Below are 20,728 nucleotides of genomic sequence, written 5' to 3'. Positions count from 1 at the left end.
TCATGCTGTCAGGGTAAGCGTGATGCTGATTCAATGGCCGCGAAATTGAAAACCGGCAAACATGTAAAGCAGGTAGCCATTCGTTAGTGTGTGTTGAAAAACAAGGCCCGCTGTCCATGCAGGAAGATAAGTAATAGGTACGTCGTATAAATTGAACTGTGTTTAATGATTTAACACAGTCTCGACGTAAGGTTGAGGGTCATCCTGGTTAGTTATTTGTGAGTTGCTCAGACTTTCAATGCTGCTCAGCAGCCTACATTCACCGAGTGCCAAGGAAAACATCAGGCACAACGGAAAATCTACTAATCCAGCCAAGCTTTGAAAGCCATACTCTGCTAGCTGAGCAAAGTTAAAATGTGCTGCCATCCTCGCTTCGGCCGCTATTCTCAGACAACCTCCTCGCCAGCCAGAGTCTTTTAAGAATTTAGTTCAGGGTTTGAAGATGGGCAAAAAAATGTTCACTTTAGTGCTGCTTCTTTGTGGTCACTGAGACATATAAGCGTTGCTAAACACTCTCTTCAGGCGCTCAATCAAGATCAGTTTATCCTGCCGGTTCAGGAAAGATCCCAGCTCCAGTTCCTTGCCGTGAGAACGAATATGAATGGAGGGCGCTTTCCATGGATGAGTCGCTTCACGAATAATCAATTGACACCACAGGCGGTGATAATGGTGAGTGCTCAGTGGTTGATAAAAGCCTTTCTGAATCGTGACCTGATGCTCCTGTAAGGTGATCAGCTCTTTCCGCTGACGTTGCCATGCACAGTAATAGATACCCACAGACAGGGCAGTCACTTCCAGTATGGAAAAAGGCAAGATCACTTTAGCGCCAGCCAGATAGAAGCCGACAGCGATGGCCAGGGACACTAGGGTTATCAGCCCCAGTAACAGCAGATTCTGCCGCCAGCTCATGGAGTTATTGGGCTCCAGTAGTATGGTTCCTTCCTGGCTGCTTCCTGAAAAATCGATCGTCACCATCACTTCTTAACCTTTTTATGGCCAGGCTCTGCGGGTCAAACCGGAGTTTTGAAAAAAACGCCGGTTTTCGTCGCCAGCAAAGTAAATCCTTCGTTGCAGTTCCATCAGGTCTTGAGGGTGTGAATGTCGTGACTGGAGATGCAGGTCAGCGTTCGTGATTTATACGCAGGTGGTGTCATAAAGTGATCACCAGTTCTGGAAAAAACACCAGTTCATTGGAATCACAGTGTGCAGCAGGCATTACCGCTTCAACTTGTGGGGTGAATGCCCCCAAGTCTTCACCGAAGATCAGAAAGAGGACATTGCTTCCCGCTTCCCGCAAAAGCACAAACGGCCTGTCTTTTTCGAGCAGCGGGTGGCGGGCAGCGGGCAGCGCTTATTAAACTGTCAAAGTTATTAAATGACCGTTCCTAAGCCTCATCCTGGACAAAAACGACAATGGACAAAGGCGGTATCCGTAATTGACCATTGGAGGATGTACGGAAACGCTCTGGTATATCCTGCAGCAAAAAGGGGTGAAGTGAATAAGTACCACTTTCAGATTCCGGCAGATCGAAAGCCATTTCGTCACCGGATGGGTTCACAGCAACAATGATCACCTCATACTGGTCATCAATACTCTGAAATGGTGCCTTATCGCTGATGCGCTGAACAATCAAACCCGGAATCTGGTCCGGCCCGGTGTTCAGATAAGTAATCCGGTCGATAACGTCCTGCTCTGTCTTGAGGCGAAATAGAGGAGAACTTTTACGAATTCTCAGCATCTTCTGAAAATAGGCATCTGCGGCAGCTATATTCTCCTTATCCGGTCGTGTGGTGCTATCTGAGATGATCTTTTTAATCAGGGCCCAGTTCGCTCCGTCCTTGTCTTTTCTTGGCAAGCCCTGATTCCAATAGTTATTGTCGTCGTCAGGCATCCGGTTATACCAGTCGCCGGAATCGTAACTGTCTCTTTCCATGGATTTCGAGCGCAACCGTTCGGAGCCAGCATGAATAAAGGGAACACCCTGGCTTAACAGCGTGATGCCCAGCGCCAGATTATGCAGCTTGACACGGTTGGCCGTCGGCATACCTTCAGGAAGCTTGTACATCAGGATATCCCACAGGGTTTGGTTGTCATGCTTTGAGACGTAGTTGATCACTTCCTGTGGGTCGAGGCTATATCCGGCGGGAGCACCGTTGTAGTCAAAATCAAAACCGTAACGAAGGGTGCCGTGACAATCAACAAATCGGAAGTTTTTCAAATTGGCGGCCATACCCAGGCGGATGATATCCGTATGGGCGCACAAAGCCGCCTTTGCCTCTGCTGTTTTGTCGTTTGGGTGATAATGGAGTCCTGAGGCATAGCCCTGGGTTTGCCGCAGAGCATCGCCCTGATCAAAAGGGCTACCACCACGAATCCGGTCTCTCATCCGGTCAGTGAATGTGCCGACCCCTGTCCCGGCCATATTAAACTGATTGGCGTTAATGCCTCTGGCATTGCCAGCGACTTCACCAAACTCCCAGCCTTCACCATAAAAATAGATACCAGGGTTAATGGCTTTAACGGCCATCAGTGCTTTCTCAATATTGCGCTTGAGATGGTGCCCCATCAAGTCGAAACGAAACGCATCCACTTTGTAGTCTTTAACCCAGACCTTGAGAGAGTCGATCATGAGTTTCTCCATCATGTGGAACTCAGAGGCGGTATTTGAACAGCAAGTTGAGCTTTCAACGATGCCGCTGTCGGGGTTTAAGCGTTGGTAATACCAGGGGACAATTCGATCCAGCACAGAATGGTTGCCAACACCGTGGGCATGAGTGTGGTTATAAACAACATCCATTACCACGCCCAGATTTGCAGCTTTCAAAGCTTTCACCATTTCCCGGAATTCAATGATTCGCGTGATCCCGTCTGGATCAGTGGCATAGCTGCCCTCAGGAACGGTGTAATGCAGCGGGTCATAGCCCCAGTTAAAGCTGTCGACAGGGCGGATGTGTTGGTAGAGGTATTGAGCCCGGTCTGTCTCAGAATCAAGGGATTGCAGATAAGCTTGAATGGTTTGGCCTGACTGCGGGTTGCTACAAAAAGTGCGGAAATAGTCGGTATCAGCCTGTACTTCCTTTCTGGCGCACAGTTGCTCCATAGTCTGGGAAATATCAATCCGATTCGCCGGGACTTCATCAACGGTGGCTATATCAAAAGCTGGCAGCAAGTGTATATGGGTCAGGCCTGCAGCTTGCAATTGTTGCAAATGGGTGTTGGCTTTAGCTTCCGTAAAGGCCTTGAATTTGCCAGGATTGGCCAAGCCGGAGGTATTAATGCTGTAATCCCGGATATGGGTTTCATAAAGCACCATATCTTCAGGGTCTTGTTGGGAATATTGAACACTATCCCAACCTTGGGGCTTAAGCGATGGGTCGTTGAGGTCAACGACCTGAGAGTATTGGCTGTTAGTCGATAAACTCAGGGAATATGGGTCAGTCACTTCATAAGTTTCGATCTTGTCAGTCTGAGGATGGAAGACAGTAACCGCATAGCGATAAAAAGATCGGTCATAATCCTTATTGTCAGCTCTGTAGCTCCAGACGCCCGCAGCGCTTTCAATCATGTCATGAAACTTACGGTCGGTTGCTTTGTTTGCAGAAGTTTTGCTTGCAGACGTGGTCACCAGGCGCACATTCCGGGCAGTAGGTGCCCAGAGTTTAAAATCGATACCGGAGTCACCCACAATGGCTCCTAATTCACCGTTGTACTTATACAACTCATCAAGCAAGCCCTGAACCTGAACCTTTGTAGCGTATTTGGGCTGGTTTCCTTTATAGGCCACCGCCAGCAACTGACCTTTCAGGGCTTTTTTAATGACCGCAAGATCGGCAGAAACAGTCAGAGGGCTGCGATTCATCAGGTGGGGGAGTTTTTCTCGCACACTGTTGTTATTGCCGCCTTTGGCAAGTGAAATAGTTTGATATTTTCCAGATATATTACCCTCCTTGAGTATGATGCTGGCGTCGTCTGAATACAGCAGCTCTGCTCTATCAACATCCGAACCGCCACCTTCATTCCAGAGCAGGGTGGCAGAGGAAACCCAGTGCGCTTTTGCACCGTCAACCATCAGAGGCGGGCCGTCCAGTGGCGTCGATGAAATCAGGTTGTAACCACTGTAGGTATAGGCAAGTTGACTATCTGTATCAGAAAAATGCCAGGCCATGTCACCACCAAGGTCTTTTTCATCGCCTTTGTGCACAATAAAATTCAGGCAGTCATCTTGCACCTTGGAAAAAGTGTCCGAAAGTGGTATCCGATAGAGCGCACCATAAGTCCGGGTAATGCTTTCTGGCATCCAGGGCTGGTTCCAGTCGGTATCTGTTTTGCCAAAAGCCTTGCAGTTGTCGTTATTGAACAGATGCAGCCCCCAGCCCTGGTAAATACCGTCCGGACGTTGGTAATAAAGGATGGCTTCTTTGTCGGCAGGTTTACCCGGACTCTCTTCAAAAACATGCACCGATGCTACAGCGCTGGTGAATCGATAAGCCTGTTTTGCCGCGCTGGCTTCAAGCTTAACCGAAAAATCCCCGGTTTCATTGGCCGGGAATCGACCGCTCACCTGACAGATTTCTTTGGCAGAAAGCTGATCAGTACAAGTGCTTGCCGTGATTTTCACCCCCGCAGGCGTTACCTGAAAATCAGGGAGTGTGGTTTTTGACAATGACCTGACCAGCCAGGTCACGGTGGCTTCTTCACCTTTCAGCAGCTGTTCCGGCAAGGCCTGTGTTGCAATGATTTCCACCAACCCGGCGGCATGCAAATGATTGGTCAGAACCAGAGCCGGAAACAGAAGTTTTGTGGCAATATTCATAACAGAGATCCATCAGGGAAACCGGGAATTCAAAAACGCCATGTCAGGCGAGCCTCATACAAATGGAAGGCCAGCGTGTCGTCCACCAGCGGTGAGGAGTACTGACTGCTGTTTGCTGATTTAATCTTGCCCCCATGCAAATAGCGATAGCCTGCCTCCAGGCCCAACGATTCATGGACAGGAACAGCAATCGATACGCCCAGGCTCCAGGCCAGCTGACTTTCTTTATGATCAGAAATATTCAGGGAAGACATACTGCCCTCGGCAGGCGTTATCGAAAATCCTTGAAACTTATTCCAGCCGATGCCAAGACCAAGGCCCAGCTGTATAAAGGTCATTTTGTGGTCTGTTACAGGCAGCTGAATACCGGCTTCAGCCATTAGCTGCCGACTGCGGGTTTTGTAGCGATAATTGAGATCAGTGTTTTCCAGATCACCCGTGGGACCCCTGACGCCTTTGTGTTCGAGCTCGCCCATCTGGTTATAACTAACGGCTAAACGAACTTGATAGTTCTGCCAGGGAATTTCATAGCCTCCGGATAGCAGCCCCAAAAAACCATGCTGGTCGCTTTGCCAGTTTTTAAATCGGTCTTGTAGATCAAACCCGGCATGTTTTAACGTTCGATCATCTTCAAGGCTTCTGCTTAATGCAGTCCCCCCTCCCAATTGGGCAAACCACACACCATTATCCCAGGGATGCTCACTGGCAAAGGATGTTCCAAGGAAGAGAAAAGGCAAAATACCAATGGCAAACACCTTTATGCCTGCTCTTGCAAAATATGCAAAATAGCTGTTTTTGCCGCTTATCATAGGTGGTACCAGATCTGTTGTGTGAAGGAGTAGAGTTGGAGAAGATCTAAGATATATGTACGTTCCAAGTCGTACATAACCGGGACGATGTTGGGTAAGTGTAGTTTACATCTGAAGCGGTTTTAGTTTTTTGGACACTCAAACACGGTTATGAATTTTTGATACGAATTCAGGGTTAATTAAAGACTGTTCCTCAGGGTTTTCAGGCCTTACGGGTCAGCCCAAGATTTTTGAACAATACCCGGTTTTCCTCACTGGCAAATATCTCGCTGATAGTGCGGGTCAGTTTGCGGCTCCAGTTACGGTACTCGCTGCTGGTGCCGGGGACATTGACCGGAGTATCCAGTTCAAGCACATCTTCCAGCTGGATAACAATGATTTTGGATGCAGTTTTGCCCAGGTAGTAGTGGATCTTTTCCATCAGTTCCCGGCTATAGCCCATAGAGTTTAAATCACTGGGGTCTACGCCATAAGGCGCTTCGCCAATATCGGCAAGGGTGTTGAGCAGAGCCAGTTTGTCTTCATGCCGTGCAACTTTTTCCTGTTCTGTTCTGACCCAATCGTAGATACCCAGCTCCTGTCGTAAATCAAGATCATTACAGTTCCACCAGGCCCTGAGTGTGGGAATATCGTGATTGGAAATACAGGTCAGGGCTCGCGATTTGTACTTTGCTGGTGCCAGAAAATGATCTTCGACCCTGGAAAAAAGCACCACTTCATTGGAGTAGCAGTGGGCTGCTGGCAGTGCTGCTTCTATTTCCGGCGGTACGGTTCCCAGGTCTTCACCAAAAATCAGGCACTGCTGTCGCTGGCTTTCCAGTTTAATGATGCCTAGCAGGTCATTCAGTGGATAATTAACGTAGACACCATAGTCTGCGGTTTTATCCGGTGGACACCACCAGAGCCGGAGTATCCCCATCACATGATCAATACGCAGTGCAGCGCAGTGCTGCATATTGGCATAAACCATATCGATAAATGGTGCATAGGCCTGCTCCCGCAGCCTGTTTGGGTTGAAGGGCGGGAGTCCCCAGTTCTGCCCCTGTGGCGCAACGGTATCGGGAGGGGCACCGACGCTGGCATTGAGAACATAGTCATCACGGTGGGCCCAGACATCGGCACCGCCCCGGTCGACGCCTACGGCAAGGTCCCGGTAAATACCGACACGCATGCCGGACTCAACGGCGGCCTGCTGGGCTTCAGCCAGTTGTTGTTCGGCCAGCCACTGCAGGTACATATAAAATCGGACTCGCTCTTTTGAGCGGGCAACAAAATCCTTCACACTCGGGCTGTCAGGGTCCTGATAGTCCGCAGGCCAGCAATTCCAGCCCCAGCTATTGATATCTCTGGATCTGAAGTGCTCAAAGAGGGCTTCATAGGTGGTCTGAAGCTCCAGGTCCTGACCTTTTTCTTCACAGTAATGGCTAAAGTCAGCTGACTTGCAGGATTGATTGGTGCTTTCTTTTTGATCAGAAGCCTTTTGACCAGAAGCATGTTTCTCAAAATAGCTGAAAGCCATTTCCAGTACTGAAAATTTCAGTGAAGCCACCCGGTCATACTCCACATGTGAGCTGTCCCTGGCTTTCTGTAACTGACGCAGAAAGTCGTCACTGTTCACATGTTGCTGTATTTCCGCCGAATCCTGATACTCCTGCAACGCCGTAACATCGATATACAATGGATTAATAAAATTTCGGCTCGATGGGCTGTAAGGACTGCAATGCAGAGGATTGGACGGGTAGAGCGAATGAATTGGATTCAGGCCGACAATATCCGCCCCTTGTGGCCCGAGTTTGTTCACCAGCTGCTTCAGGTCACTGAAATCCCCCATTCCCCAGTTGTTTTCTGAGCGCAGTGTATAGAGCTGGACACTGACTCCCCAGATTTTTTCCGTTGGCCCGGGCTGTTCAAAGCTGAGAATATCAGGCTCGTAGCAGGCCTGTGGCGCGACGATCAGGCGGCAACTGTCGTGATGATCAGCTTCTTGATGAGCAGAAAGAGTAACGGACAGCTGATGGTAGCCTGCCGGCAGGTCTTCCGGCAGCGGGCAGAGCAGGCGTATTCGCTCCTGCTGGTCCACCGAGAGCCGGTCTTCTTCCGGAAGTTCTGACAGGTTTATGGCCAGTGGTATTGAACGGTTGTCTTCCAGAATGATTTCACCACGCAGCGATTCATTCCGATGGGCTTCGTCAACCTGAACGGGAACTGTAAAAAGTGCTCCGCAGTGAACCACGTGAACCACAGGAATCAATGACGACCATTGCTTTCTGAGAATGCCGTCGATGGAGGCCTGGACTTCCAGCTCGTTTCCCGCAGCAACCCCCATGGCTTTTAGCGCATTGAGTTTAAAGTCCTTCTCAATGGTGACTGGGTTGCCAGCGGCATCGATATAGTGGGCGGGAATACCACAAAGCTCGGCGAGGGCATCAATCTGCTTTATCTCGTGCATGGTGGACTCTTTTATGGGTGACTTCAGGGGTAACGAAACATAACCGTTGATAACGGCAGGGCGCAGATATTAGTGAAAACAGTATAGACGGTATCTGAATTGATTTAATGATCAGGCTCAGGTAATTGAACATGGCCAAACTCTCCGCAGGTCAGAAGCGTCGGCAGAAAGAGCTGAAACGTCGGAAGAAGAAACAGGTTCAGCTTAAAAAGAGACAGACAGTAATGGATACCGATTGGTCGGTTCCCGGTCTTCCGAAACTGTCTGAACAGTTTATTGAGTTTGGTGAAGAAATGCTGGATACACCTGAAGCTGACCTGAAGTTTATCGAGAGTACCTTCGGGTTTCGTGATGTGCTGGAATATCGGCTCGGTTTCTGCCGGGCGGGCCGCAGAACTGCGGAAAAGCATGAACCAGACGCTTCAGGAACAGACAGGCACTCTTGTGGAGGAAATCGAGGCTCAGATTGATATGATGATCACCCGGCGAAGAGGTCTTCTATGCCAGTGAACCGGGACTTTCCGGATCAGGCCTGGAGTTACATCGGCTGGGGAGATATCTACAAACCGGTGTACGAAATGTTTCCGCAAGTGTCTGTGGATATTGAGCGAGCCAAAAAGCTCTATCGTATCCCCATTGTTCGTGACCTTGACAATGCCGAACATGTACAGGGTCGGTTGGATGAGCTGTTGGAATATCAACAGGAAAAGAGCATTCTACTGGATGCCTGATGCTCTTGCCGGAGATTGATAATCCGGTTTTCTGACCATAGCCTCCCGGGAAAGTCATTCGCCAGGGCACGCTGGCATCACTGAAAAGCTATGCTCAGAAAACTGGAAAGTTCTTTCGTTCCACATCACAGAGCTTGAAAATAACCTCACTGATAACTTAAACGGTGAATGAAAATGGCAACTATTTCTAACAAATTATTCTATGAACTTGTTGGTGCTCCTCTCAAAAATTACCGTTGGAGTTGGGGAGCTGTCCGTCCTGATAATTCTGTTATGTTGACATGTTGGAACGAAGAGCGTCGGAAAATAAACGGCAAGACGTATGCTTTGATTCTCTGGTCTGATAAGGCTATTGAAGCTTGGCCAGAAAGTAATCAGAAATCACCTGGTATGGCTGAGCGTCGTCATCATGCCGAGATGATTACCCAAGGTGCGAAAACATATATTCGTCTTGCCAGGGGAGAGACTGGTGTGATTGATGATGTAAATGACCGTGGCGATGTATTCATTGGTGGTGATGTATTCATTGATGAAGACGGTGCAATGCTTGTGGCTCTTGATGGTAGAATGCCCATTCGTAAACTGAAGATTTGCTACAATGTTTGATATCATTGTGATTGTGTTGATAGTGTTATCTCCATTAATTATTCACCTGTTTAAACGCTGGATGACAGTTGACCCACAGAATGCATCCAGACCGAGACAGCATAAACCCCGTGAGCATGTACTGCATCAGTACGGATACGACAAGTATGGGAATAGGCTGAAATAGCGGATTTTAACGACCTCTGACACTCCCCGCCCTATCGGGCGAGGGTTCTTGATCGCTCAAGAACGTTTCTGTTTCACAGTCCGTAGCTCAGGGAACAGGCTTGGTTATCGCATAAAAGTTCCACAGTGGGAGCTTTTACGATGGCGAATCAACCCATGCTCCCCAAGTCTCACACGAACTCCGCAGACTTAACATCCCGTCTGCCCGACGGTAGGTCTACAAGACCAGTGAAAAGTAGTAAAGAATGAACAAAAACTCAAGCGGAGCGCTCTACGCGCTCCTGTCTTATATCACCGCCCGATTGGGCGATGCTTTACGACGGATTTGGTAAGAGTAGCCAGTCCTCCCTCTGCCTTTTCCCTCCTGACCCGGATATTTCTTGATTATTCGGGCAATTTGTCTACTTACCCTGAATACTGTGCCAATCACCCTTCGACCGTGCATCCTGAGCGGGGTCGAAAGACGCTCAGGGTGAACGGAGATTTTACACATCAAACTCATCGAAATGATGTACTAGTGGTTATTGATCAATTTCCGGTGCCCGGGTTCGGCGAAAGGCCGTGCCGTTGGCATCGAACAGATAACAATGCTCAGGTGACAGCTCGACACGTATTTTACTGCCTTCTTCCCGGCGAAGGGAGTCTTCTACCCGCACAATAAAATGCTCTCGAATGGTATCGTGGCTCATATAGATAAATGATTCAGCACCCAGGCGCTCCAGAGCTTCAATCCGTCCATCAACGGCATTGCCATTGTCGGTCTCCGCCAAGGTATGTTCCGGTCGAATTCCTAACACCACGCGGGAGCCCGGATCAGCTTTGCTGGTATCGACACAGGCTTTCAGGGTTTCGCCGGTGGTCAGACGAACATGCGTCTCCTGTTCTCCGTTTTTTTCAATGACGCCGTCAAAGAAGTTCATTTTGGGGGAGCCAATAAAGCCGGCAACGAACAGGTTGGCCGGGTGGTGATAAAGTTCCAGCGGTTTGCCCACCTGCTCAAGGTTGCTGGCTGCGCCCTGTGCCAGGGGACTCAATACCACAATCTGATCCGCCAGGGTCATGGCTTCCACCTGATCATGGGTGACGTAGATGGAGGTGGTTTTCAGTCGGCGATGTAATCTGGCAATCTCCTGTCTCATCTGGACACGCAGTGCCACATCAAGGTTTGACAGGGGCTCATCAAACAGAAAGACCCTGGGCTGTTGCACAATGGAACGGCCAATAGCAACCCGCTGTCGTTGACCTCCGGACATGGCTTTGGGTTTACGCTCCAGCAGCGCCTGCAGTTGCAGGATGCGGGCTGCTTCACCCACCCGTTCATCAACCACGCTTTTTTGCGCCCTGGCCAGCTTCAGGCCAAAGGCCATGTTTTCTGCCACCGACATATGGGGATAGAGGGCATAAGACTGGAAGACCATACCCACACGACGCTCATTGGGTGGCCAGTCATTCACCTTCTCGCCATCAATGCTCAGCTCACCGCTGGTGATATCTTCCAGCCCACAGATCATCCTCAGCAGCGTTGACTTGCCGCAACCGGATGGGCCGATGAACGCGATAAATTCACCATTACCAATGTTCAGGTTGATGTCTTTCAGAGTCCAGGTTTGTCCCTGGTCATAACTTTTCGCAATGTTGACGAGTTTAACTTCTGCCATAGGACACCTTTAAAAGATCGCTGCCCGCCGCCCGCTGCCCGCTTCCCGCAAAAGCCGGATTTGCTTACGCTTTTACGGGCAGCGGGAAGCGGGCGGCGTTTTTTTAACCTTTGACGCCACCCGATGTCAGTCCTCCGACAATCCAGCGCTGGCAGGCCAGGAAAATAATGCTAATGGGTAAACCGGAGAGCACGGCGGCGGCGGCAAAGTCGCCCCATAAATAGTTCTGAGGGTTCAGATACTGTCTGGAGCCCACTGCAAGGGTGAGATTATCCATGCTCTGCAGCAGCACCGATGCCACCGGGTATTCGGCAATACTGGCGATAAATGCCAGGATAAAAACAACCGCCAGAATGGGGACGGACAGCGGCAGCAGCACAAAACGGAAGGCCTGCCAGGGCGTTGCCCCATCAATAGCCGCTGCTTCTTCCAGGGAGTTATCGATGGTTTCAAAGTATCCTTTGATCAGCCAGATATGCAGTGCCATACCGCCCAGGTAGGCGAGTGTAACGGAACCCAGGCGATCCAGACCGAGCCAGGGGATGTAGTCGCCAATCTGGTCAAACAGCGAGTAGATGGCCACGAGGGCAAGAACGGCCGGGAACATTTGCAGGATCATCATGGCCGTCAGCATCTGTTGTTTAAACCGGAACCGCAGCCGGGCAAAGGCATAGGCACCGGTGGTCGCCAGAATCAATATCAGGGCAGAGCTGGTGAAGGCGACCTTGATGGAGTTCCACAACCAGGTCAGCACCGGAAACGGTGGTTGCGTAATAGAGCCATCGGCATTCTCCCAGGGGATACCCAGTGCCAGGTACCAGTGTTCAAGGCTGGGGTTTTCAGGGATCAGGGAGCCCGTGGCAAAGTTACCGGTGCGCAGGGAAACCGAGATAATCATGAAAAAAGGGAACAGGATCAGCAGCAGGAAAAGCCACATCACAATACGGCCAGTCCAGACCCGGTACTGCAGATTTCTTGGTTGCACCATTGCCATGATGACTTCTCCTGTATGACTTCTTTCATCTCGTGCCCACGCTCTGAGGGTGTTGCGAAAGGCTTTAAAAAGATGGGAACCACAAAGGCACAAAGACACAAAGTTTTTTATGGGCTTGCCTGAGCTACGCTCGGCAAACAAAAAAGGCTTCCTTTGTGTCTTGGTGTCTTTGTGGTTCAAAAAAATGATTCCCGGCTTGCCTGAGCTACGCTCGGCAAACAAAAAAGGCTTCCTTTGTGTCTTGGTGTCTTTGTGGTTCAAAAAAATGATTCCCGGCATTACTGCAATCGTCGTGTTGCTTTCAGGTTTACCCAGGCAATAAAGCCCACCATCAGAAAGATCACTGTGGCAATCGCAGAGGCCAGACCGTAATCCTGGCCATAGGAACCAAAGGCAATACGGAAGGTGTAACTCACCAGGATATCCGTAGTTCCGGCCGGGGTAGTGGCGTGGAGCATATCCGGAGCGCCACTGGTTAACAGGGCGATCAGAACCAGGTTATTAAAATTAAAGGCAAAGCTGGCAATCAATAATGGAATCAGCGGTTTGATGATCATCGGAATGGTAATGTAGAAAAGGTTCTGGACCGGTGAAGCACCATCAATGGCTGAAGCTTCATAGAGATCATCCGGAATACTTTTCAGTAGTCCGATACAGAGGATCATCATGTAGGGGTAGCCCAGCCAGGTGTTGACAATGATGACCATGGATTTGGCCAACAGCTCATTACTGAACCATTCCGGTTTAATCCCGAAGAGCATATCCAGTAGCAGGTTGATTTCACCAAAGTTCTGGTTAAACAGTCCTCTGAAAATCAGGATGGAAATAAAAGCCGGTACCGCGTAAGGCAGGATCAACAGCAACCGGTAAACACCATTCCCTTTCAGCGGTTCCCATTGTACCAGGCAGGCCATTAACAGGCCGATGACCAGTGTGAAGGCGACAGAAAGCGCGGCAAAAATAACCGTCCAGGAAAAGATCTTCAGGAAAGGTCCCTGAATACCCGGGTCAGTAAAGACCCGGACAAAGTTAGCCCAGCCCGTATAGATGGTAAAACCGGGACCAATCTGCTCTGTACCGGCTTCATTGGTGTAATACCCCGTCGCCATATCCGGGTAGATTATCTCTTCCGTGCGGTTATCGATCAGGGCAAGGTTTTGTTGCGGGTATTGCCGGTCAGTGTGGTCATCGGGACGATAAACCCTGGCAATAGCGCCGAACTTTCTCAGACTGGTCATGGCCAGTTCAGTGCCGTCAGGCAGAACAATATCCAGCTTCTGAAGAGTTGAACGTTTTTTGATGACTTCCCGGATAGGGAGGGCCGCTCCGGTTGGCACATGGATGGATTCAAAGGCTTTCAGTTCCTGAGGCTGATCACTTTCGGTAAATGGCCCGGTCAGATAGTGCGCTTCACCGCCTGCAGCGCTGGTCAGCATCAGCCGGAAGCTGGGGCCTTCCTGATACATCTTGAAAGAAAACGATTCGCCGCCCGTACGGTAGGTTTTCGCCAGGTGTATAGCCCTGACCCGCTCAAGGGAGAGCAGGTGGTTGGAACTGTAATTGGTAAAGGCGACATTGACTGTGTAAATCAGTGGAAAGACGATAAAGGTGATTACCCCCAGCAGGCTAGGGTAGACATAGCGATAGTTGTAGCCTTTACTGCTGATAACAACCCATGAACCTACCGCTGCGAGAACCAGCACGAGCATGGCAAAAGCCAGCTCTCCCTGGGCATACATCAAGGTCACACCGTATAAAAGTACCAGATCAATAACGGCAACAATGGCGATCACCAGATAGGCACCGCTACTGCTGGTAGCTCTTGCTGTGCTCATGGCGTGCTGGCCTCTTTTTACCGACAGAAAACGGTTAACCGATGATGCGTTTGGCCGCGTCGTTCAGCGCTTCACGGTAGTTTTGTCGGCCACTGGTAATATTGCGCAGAGCGGTCTCCATGGCAGACCAGAATTTACCCATTTCCGGAACATTGGGCATGATCAGGCCCTGTTTAACATTCTGGTAAGTGGCCGCGATACGAGGGTCTTTCATCAGTTTTTCCATCATCGCCTTATTAGCCACGGCACCAAGAGGAACGTCATTGTTCATAACGGTCAATCCCTGTTCGGTGAGCAGGTAATTCTCCAGAAACTCTTTGGCGATGGACTTGTTGGGGCTGGCATTATTAAGCGCTGCCCCCCATACGCCAACGAATGCTTTGGCCGGTTTGCCATGAAGTTTGGGCAGTGGTGCAACACCATAGTTGATTTTACTCTTATCCAGATTCGCCCAGGCCCAGGGGCCGGTAATCATCATGGCGACTTTCTGCTGGTTGAAATTGGCTTCCATCACGCCATAGTCAACGCCACGTGGCATCACGCCTTTATCGATCAGGTCGAGCAGCATCCTGGCACCTTCCATTGCGCCTTTGTCGTTTACACCGGTTTTCTTAACGTCATAGCCTTTGGCCGTTTTCTGAAAAACATAACCGCCTTCTGCTGCCAGTAATGGCATGGTGAAGTAGGGTTGAACCTGATCCCACATAATCGTAATGATGCCTTTTTCATCCTTTTTATTGGGGACTGGCTGCTGCTTCAGTTTCCTGGCCAGGGGAAACATTTCTTCAAAAGTGGCAGGCGGTGTTGGCAGGATCGCTTTGTTGTAAATAAGGCTGATGGCTTCCAGAGAGACAGGGTAGCCGTAGATTTTGCCATTACTGGTCATGGCTTCCCAGCCAATGTTGTTCACGCCTTTTTTGAACGCTGGTGATGGGCTGACAGGAGCCAGCAAACCACTCCTTGCCCATTCACCGTATCGATCATGGGCCCAGAAAATAATGTCAGGCCCACTGCCGGAGGCTGCTGCCTGTTGAAAGCGGTCGGTAATATTTTCCGGGATTTCGACTTTAACTTTTATCTCCATGTCTTTGGTGAACTCGGCACCTACCTTGCGAATACCCTCATAGGCTTTGTCGCCGCCAACCCATATCACCAGCTCGTCGGAGCTGAAGGCCGATACGCTACCGGCAAAGATCAGTGACAGTGCTGTCAGGATAACTGGGAAAGTCTTTTTAATCAGCGAAGGGATCATTTCTGATTTCTCCGGGTAAACCAGACTGCTTGAAAGCGGCTGGTTATTCGGGTAAGGGAAGTCGTTAACAGGTTAAAAGAACCATGGTTGATTAATAAAAAACCAGTCAGGTCTTAGCCAGATGAATGAATCGAATACCGACTAATAATAATCGCTGTGTTTGAGTATGCCAGTAAGAATATCCAATACATTAATCAAGTTGATGTTTTGGTTATTAACAGTTTGTTTTTAATGCTTATTCTCCGCTGTGTAGTTTTATTTAAGTGTCAATTGTTGTTTAATTTATATGAATTAATTATTTATCGTCGTTTATATTGTTTAAATTGATATAACCCTAAAAAAAACCGACAAAAGTATACCTAATCAGGGTGAGGCAACTATAACTTACTCATGGTTTTCCATTATTGGTAATGGCGCAAGGATTAACTTTGCCTCCGTGTAAGTAGCTAACCATATGAAATCATATATTTCTGACTCCTTGTTCAGGCACTCTGCTTCGTTACAACTCCGGTCACATAGCTACGGCTATGCTCCCTCCGTTGTGCCTCGCATAGCACCTGCCCAAGTAGCCAGAAATATATGATTCCATATGGCCAGCTACTTACCGGTTCGTAGTTTTTAGTTACTTCTCTCAAGCTGTTTTCTGTGACGACTCCTCTCAATTGATCAATCTGAAAAGCTTGAGCTGCCACAAGAGAATGTTTGATATGGATAGAATCAATGTAGATCTGAGTTCAGTTCGTAATATGGATACGGTTCAGATTGAACAGGGAATTCGTCGTCATCTTGAACAGTCTCTCGGGGTTGAACCCGAGGAAGCGACCCCCGGAGATTACTGGGAAGCATTAAGCCTGCTGGCCAGGGAGATCAATCTGGATCGCACAAGGAGTACCCGGAGGGATGAAAAAGACCAGGGAGCCCGAAGGGTTTACTACCTGTCACTTGAGTTTATGGTAGGGCGCTTGCTGGGCAACAACCTCCATAATCTGGGGATCTACCATCAGGCTGAGCAAGCCATGGCCAGTTTTGGCGTGAGCCTTGCGGATGTTCTGGAATACGAAACGGACCCGGCACTGGGTAATGGCGGGCTTGGACGACTGGCCGCCTGTTTTCTAGACTCACTGACCACTCTGAACGTTCCCGCTTTTGGTTATGGCATTAATTACCGCTTCGGTCTGTTCAAGCAGGGCTTTGTTAGCGGTAAACAGGTGGAAAGCCCGGATGCCTGGCGGGAAGACAATTTTCCCTGGGGCATTGAAAAACCGAAAAGAAAACAGGTTATCCGGTTATATGGCAAGGTCAGGGAAGTTGATGGCAAAAAGCTGTGGGAGGGTACCCAGGAAGTGCTCGGTGTCCCCTGGGACTTGCCAATAACCGGCTATAACACTGAGCGTGTTAACACCTTGCGCCTCTGGGAGGGTCGGGCGACAGAAGGGTTCGACCTGGACAGCTTTGATGCCGGTCGTTATCAGGATTCCAGATTCCGGGAAATACTCGCAGAAAATATCAGTCAGGTGCTCTATCCAAACGACAGTCATCCGGAAGGCAAAGAGCTGCGCTTTATTCAGCAGTATTTCTTCGTTGCCTGCTCGCTGGCAGATCTTATTGCCCGTTACAAGCGTGAGCATAAAGGCTGGGAAGAATTTACCCGTAAAGTCGTTATTCAGTTAAATGATACGCACCCGGCAATTGCTGTGCCTGAGCTGATGCGAATCCTTATGGATGAAGAGGATTTTGTGTTTACCAAGGCTTTGGAAGTATGCCGCAGCGTTTTCTGCTACACCAACCATACACTGCTGCCTGAAGCCCTGGAAACCTGGCCTCAGGGGTTGGTTGCAAGGGTTTTACCCAGACACATGCAGTTGATCTACAAACTGAACTACCACTTCCTGAATAAGGAGGTAGAAGCACAGTGGCCCGGTGACCATCAGATGAAACGACGCCTGTCCATTATTGAAGAGCCGGCAAACCCTGCAGAACCACAAATGGTACGTATGGCATACCTGTCGGTGATCGGCAGTCATAAAGTCAATGGTGTGGCTGCTCTGCACTCAATGCTGGTGAAGGCAAACCTCTTCCCGGAATTTGACCAGCTCTGGCCTGAGAAAATTGTTAATGTCACCAATGGTGTAACCCCGAGGCGCTGGCTTGCCAATTGTAACCCTGAACTTGCTGAGCTGATTGATCAAACACTCAGTGGCGACTGGCGCAGCGATCTTGCCCAATTAAGCGAGTTAAAGACCCGGGCTGATGATCCACAGTTTCAGGAAACATTTGCCCGGATCAAACTGGACAATAAGAAACACCTGGCTGGTGTTATTGATGAGCTGTGCGGTGTCAAAGTGAATCCTGAGGCGATCTTTGATGTGCAAATCAAGCGTCTGCATGAATACAAACGGCAGCAACTGAATCTTTTGCATATCATCGCGATTTACCGTCGTCTGCTTGAGGACCCGGACCTGGATGTACCACAACGGGTGTTTATTTTTGCAGCCAAGGCAGCACCGGGTTACCTGGTGGCGAAAAACATTATCTACGCCATTAACCGTGTGGCAGAGCGGATCAATAATGACCGCCGCATCCGGGACAAGCTGAAAGTGGTGTTCCTGCCCAATTACCGGGTCAGTCTGGCTGAGAAAATCATTCCTGCGGCCAATGTTTCTGAGCAGATATCCACTGCCGGTTTTGAGGCTTCAGGTACCGGGAATATGAAATTTGCCCTGAATGGCGCGTTAACCATAGGAACCCTGGATGGCGCTAATGTGGAAATTGCTGAAGAGGTGGGCGAGGACAATATCTTTATTTTCGGCAAGACGGTGGATGACGTCAGTGATCTGCGTCAGCGGGGTTATAACCCCCGGGATGTCTATCAGCACAATGAAGAACTGAAGGCGATTATTGACTGGCTGGCCTCGGGAGACCTCAGCCCTGACGAGCCGGATGCCTTTCGTCCTCTGGTGGAATCTCTGCTGGATTCTGACTACTTCCTGACCCTGGCTGACTACCAGTCTTACAGTGACGCCCATGACCGGATCGTTCAAGCCTGGAAGAACCCATCCCACTGGTGGCGAATGGCGATCATTAATACCGCATCCATGGGCAAGTTTTCATCGGATCGATCCATTGTCGACTACTGTAAAACTATCTGGAATATTGCTGTTCAGGGGAGCTGATTATGGCTGGTGCCCTTGACGATATCCGGGTGGATTCCGATAGCCGGGACACCGTGCTGGATGACCTTCTGAATACCTGCTGTGCAAGACCCTTTGATTTGCTCGGTTGGCATCCCGCCAGAACCGGTCGGGGGCTGGTGGTAAGAATATGGCAGCCAGATGCCATAGGTGTGGATGTTATTGATGAGGTTACAGGGAATGACCTGGGCCCCGCTAACAATATTGCCCCGGGCCTGTTCGAACTGAAATTTCCGGATATCTCACGGCCTCTGGCATATCACCTGCTGGTCACCAATGCCCAGCATCATCAGTTCAGGGCTAACGACCCCTATCAATTCTCCAGTCTTTGTCGTACAGAGCCGGTCATCCGCCACAACCGGCTGCACCATACCCTGGGTGCTCACCTTCATTCTGTTTCGCTTTCAGGCCATAGCTGGCAAGGCGTGATGTTTCGTGTTTACGCGCCTCATGCCCGCAGTGTCAGTGTGATTGGTTCATTTAACCACTGGGATGGTCGGCTACACCAAATGGCCAGCAGTAACAGTGGTATATGGCAGTTGTTCATTCCTGAAGTGACAGCGGGGGATCTCTATAAATTTGAGCTGAAAGATCAGAGTGGGCAGCTTCTGCCCCATAAAGCGGACCCCTTTGCCTTTTATGCGGAGCAGCCACCGGGGAATGCATCCATTGTCTATGATTGCCGAAAATATCAATGGCAGAATACGGTGTGGCATCAGCGCCAGGGGTTAGATCGACCGGTCTGTATTTATGAGGTACACCTTGGCTCCTGGAAAAAAGGAAAGTGTGGGCAGCTGCTGAATTACACTGAGCTGGCTGAACAACTGGTGCCTTATGTGCAAGGAATGGGGTTTACCCATGTTGAATTTCTCCCGCTTCACGAGCACCCTTTTAATGGTTCCTGGGGTTATCAGCCGGTGGGTTTATTTGCGCCAACCAGCCGCTATGGTGATCCGGATGGGTTGAAAGCCTTAATAGACCGGTTTCATGACGCCGGTATCGGGGTTATTCTTGACTGGGTTCCGGCACACTTTCCCTCTGACAGTCATGGTCTGGCCCACTTTGATGGTACCCACCTTTATGAATATGAAGATCCCCAGAGGGGATGGCATCCGGACTGGCAGACACATATTTATAACTACGGACGCCCGGAGGTCAGAAACTTTCTGATCAGTAATGCGTTGTTCTGGTTTGAACAGTTCCATGTGGATGGTCTGCGGGTGGATGCGGTCGCTTCCATGCTCTATCTCGACTATTCAAGGGGAGAGGGAGAGTGGCAGCCCAATGTTTTGGGGGGTAATGAGCACCTTGAGGCCGTCCAGTTTATCAGGGAGCTGAATGAAGCCGTATATCAGCACTATCCCGATGCCATGATGATTGCTGAAGAGTCTACCAGCTGGCCCAGCGTCTCGATGCCTACTTACGACAACGGACTGGGGTTTGGTTACAAGTGGAATATGGGATGGATGCATGACAGCCTGAATTACCTGGCTCGCTACCCGGAGCATCGTCGTTATCACCATGATCAGATCCTGTTCAGTATGGTGTACAACGACAGTGAACACTTTATTTTACCGCTTTCCCATGATGAGGTGGTCCATGGCAAAGGCACATTGCTCAGCCGAATGCCCGGTGATGAGTGGCAGCAGTTTGCCAACCTTCGCGCTTTGTACGGTTATATGTTTGGGCATCCCGGTAAAAAATTGTTGTTTATGGGCGCGGAGCTGGGTTCCTTCCGTGAATGGAATCACGATGGTCAGCTGGACTGGTTATTACCGGAGGAAAAAGAATTTTCCCGTGGCCTGACGACTATGGTCAGGCATTTGAATGCCACTTATCAGTCCTTACCTGCTTTATGGCATTCCGATTATGACCCAACGGGTTTTCAGTGGTTAATTACTGATGATGTGCTTCAGTCAGTCATTGCCTTCAGTCGGCATACCTTCAATGACTCACCGGTGGTGGTCATTTGTAATTTTACCCCGGTGGTCCGACCCCATTACCGGCTGGGAGTCCCCGGAGCCGGTGTCTGGAAAGAGGTGTTGAATTCCGACAGTCGTGAGTTTGCCGGCAGTGGTGTGTTGAATGAACGGTCACTGGTGGCAGAGCCTGTGCCAATGCATCATCAGTTGCATTCATTAGTGATGACGCTACCGCCATTAGCGACGGTTTTCTTACACCTGACCGAATAATCCATTTCTCTGGATTTGAGCAAACAGCTCAT

13 protein-coding genes are annotated in these 20,728 nt (G+C 49.7%); 5 read left to right on the top strand and 8 right to left on the bottom strand.

The window, feature by feature from the left end:
* Positions 1–483: 483 nt before the first annotated feature.
* The 4 genes from CX664_RS04395 to malQ form a co-directional block, all read right to left on the bottom strand.
* Positions 484–975 carry a DUF2244 domain-containing protein gene (locus CX664_RS04395; RefSeq protein WP_101745557.1) on the bottom strand — a complete coding sequence of 164 codons (492 nt, stop codon included), beginning with the start codon at positions 973–975 and terminating at the stop codon, positions 484–486.
* Positions 976–1,385: 410 nt separating this feature from the next.
* Positions 1,386–4,814: a pullulanase-type alpha-1,6-glucosidase gene (gene pulA, locus CX664_RS04390; RefSeq protein WP_101745556.1), complete on the bottom strand. Its 3,429-nt coding sequence runs from the start codon at positions 4,812–4,814 to the stop codon at positions 1,386–1,388.
* A 29-nt stretch (positions 4,815–4,843) separates the two neighbouring features.
* A complete protein-coding gene (locus CX664_RS04385) occupies positions 4,844–5,623 on the bottom strand; it encodes an outer membrane protein (RefSeq protein ID WP_101745555.1) in 780 nt (259 codons plus the stop codon).
* 202 nt (positions 5,624–5,825) lie between these two features.
* The gene (malQ, locus tag CX664_RS04380; protein ID WP_101745554.1) at positions 5,826–8,072 is read right to left on the bottom strand and encodes a 4-alpha-glucanotransferase; all 2,247 of its coding nucleotides are present in this window, start codon (positions 8,070–8,072) and stop codon (positions 5,826–5,828) included.
* A 131-nt stretch (positions 8,073–8,203) separates the two neighbouring features.
* Between malQ and CX664_RS04375 the strand changes: the two genes are divergently transcribed.
* The 3 genes from CX664_RS04375 to CX664_RS04365 all read left to right on the top strand — a co-directional run bounded on the left by CX664_RS04375 (position 8,204) and on the right by CX664_RS04365 (position 9,409).
* Positions 8,204–8,542 (top strand): hypothetical protein, encoded by a 339-nt coding sequence (locus CX664_RS04375; protein WP_101745553.1) that lies wholly within the window; start codon positions 8,204–8,206, stop codon positions 8,540–8,542.
* 30 nt (positions 8,543–8,572) lie between these two features.
* A complete protein-coding gene (locus CX664_RS04370) occupies positions 8,573–8,803 on the top strand; it encodes a hypothetical protein (protein WP_101745552.1) in 231 nt (76 codons plus the stop codon).
* 174 nt (positions 8,804–8,977) lie between these two features.
* Positions 8,978–9,409 carry a hypothetical protein gene (locus CX664_RS04365; RefSeq protein ID WP_145999814.1) on the top strand — a complete coding sequence of 144 codons (432 nt, stop codon included), beginning with the start codon at positions 8,978–8,980 and terminating at the stop codon, positions 9,407–9,409.
* A gap of 686 nt (positions 9,410–10,095) precedes the next feature.
* On the opposite strand, the gene CX664_RS04360 is transcribed toward CX664_RS04365, so the two are convergent.
* From CX664_RS04360 to malE, 4 genes are all read right to left on the bottom strand, one after another.
* On the bottom strand, positions 10,096–11,232 hold the full coding sequence (locus CX664_RS04360; protein WP_101745550.1) for an ABC transporter ATP-binding protein: 1,137 nt from the start codon (positions 11,230–11,232) through the stop codon (positions 10,096–10,098).
* Positions 11,233–11,335: 103 nt separating this feature from the next.
* Positions 11,336–12,226: a maltose ABC transporter permease MalG gene (gene malG / locus CX664_RS04355; protein ID WP_101745596.1), complete on the bottom strand. Its 891-nt coding sequence runs from the start codon at positions 12,224–12,226 to the stop codon at positions 11,336–11,338.
* A gap of 278 nt (positions 12,227–12,504) precedes the next feature.
* The gene (malF, locus tag CX664_RS04350) at positions 12,505–14,061 is read right to left on the bottom strand and encodes a maltose ABC transporter permease MalF (RefSeq protein ID WP_101745549.1); all 1,557 of its coding nucleotides are present in this window, start codon (positions 14,059–14,061) and stop codon (positions 12,505–12,507) included.
* Between the two features lie 34 nt (positions 14,062–14,095).
* The gene (gene malE / locus CX664_RS04345) at positions 14,096–15,313 is read right to left on the bottom strand and encodes a maltose/maltodextrin ABC transporter substrate-binding protein MalE (protein ID WP_101745548.1); all 1,218 of its coding nucleotides are present in this window, start codon (positions 15,311–15,313) and stop codon (positions 14,096–14,098) included.
* A 707-nt stretch (positions 15,314–16,020) separates the two neighbouring features.
* On the opposite strand from malE, the gene CX664_RS04340 reads away from it, so the two are divergent.
* Together CX664_RS04340 and glgB are read left to right on the top strand one after the other, a co-directional pair.
* A complete protein-coding gene (locus tag CX664_RS04340; RefSeq protein ID WP_101745595.1) occupies positions 16,021–18,486 on the top strand; it encodes a glycogen/starch/alpha-glucan phosphorylase in 2,466 nt (821 codons plus the stop codon).
* A 2-nt stretch (positions 18,487–18,488) separates the two neighbouring features.
* Positions 18,489–20,696 (top strand): 1,4-alpha-glucan branching protein GlgB, encoded by a 2,208-nt coding sequence (glgB, locus tag CX664_RS04335; RefSeq protein WP_101745547.1) that lies wholly within the window; start codon positions 18,489–18,491, stop codon positions 20,694–20,696.
* Positions 20,697–20,728 lie beyond the last annotated feature (32 nt).

This window comes from Endozoicomonas acroporae, assembly GCF_002864045.1.
In the GTDB taxonomy this organism is placed as follows: domain Bacteria; phylum Pseudomonadota; class Gammaproteobacteria; order Pseudomonadales; family Endozoicomonadaceae; genus Endozoicomonas; species Endozoicomonas acroporae.
This window is presented reverse-complemented; position numbering and strand designations above follow the sequence as displayed.

What these genes read in the sequence shown, in the direction of transcription:
- CX664_RS04365 (WP_145999814.1), top strand. Translation starts at nt 8,978, where the DNA reads ATGGCAACTATTTCTAACAAATTATTCTATGAACTTGTTGGTGCTCCT.
- CX664_RS04375 (WP_101745553.1), top strand. Translation starts at nt 8,204, where the DNA reads ATGGCCAAACTCTCCGCAGGTCAGAAGCGTCGGCAGAAAGAGCTGAAA.
- malF (WP_101745549.1), bottom strand. Translation starts at nt 14,061, where the DNA reads ATGAGCACAGCAAGAGCTACCAGCAGTAGCGGTGCCTATCTGGTGATC.
- CX664_RS04395 (WP_101745557.1), bottom strand. Translation starts at nt 975, where the DNA reads ATGGTGACGATCGATTTTTCAGGAAGCAGCCAGGAAGGAACCATACTA.
- malG (WP_101745596.1), bottom strand. Translation starts at nt 12,226, where the DNA reads ATGGCAATGGTGCAACCAAGAAATCTGCAGTACCGGGTCTGGACTGGC.
- malE (WP_101745548.1), bottom strand. Translation starts at nt 15,313, where the DNA reads ATGATCCCTTCGCTGATTAAAAAGACTTTCCCAGTTATCCTGACAGCA.
- CX664_RS04360 (WP_101745550.1), bottom strand. Translation starts at nt 11,232, where the DNA reads ATGGCAGAAGTTAAACTCGTCAACATTGCGAAAAGTTATGACCAGGGA.
- glgB (WP_101745547.1), top strand. Translation starts at nt 18,489, where the DNA reads ATGGCTGGTGCCCTTGACGATATCCGGGTGGATTCCGATAGCCGGGAC.
- CX664_RS04385 (WP_101745555.1), bottom strand. Translation starts at nt 5,623, where the DNA reads ATGATAAGCGGCAAAAACAGCTATTTTGCATATTTTGCAAGAGCAGGC.
- CX664_RS04370 (WP_101745552.1), top strand. Translation starts at nt 8,573, where the DNA reads ATGCCAGTGAACCGGGACTTTCCGGATCAGGCCTGGAGTTACATCGGC.
- CX664_RS04340 (WP_101745595.1), top strand. Translation starts at nt 16,021, where the DNA reads ATGGATAGAATCAATGTAGATCTGAGTTCAGTTCGTAATATGGATACG.
- malQ (WP_101745554.1), bottom strand. Translation starts at nt 8,072, where the DNA reads ATGCACGAGATAAAGCAGATTGATGCCCTCGCCGAGCTTTGTGGTATT.
- pulA (WP_101745556.1), bottom strand. Translation starts at nt 4,814, where the DNA reads ATGAATATTGCCACAAAACTTCTGTTTCCGGCTCTGGTTCTGACCAAT.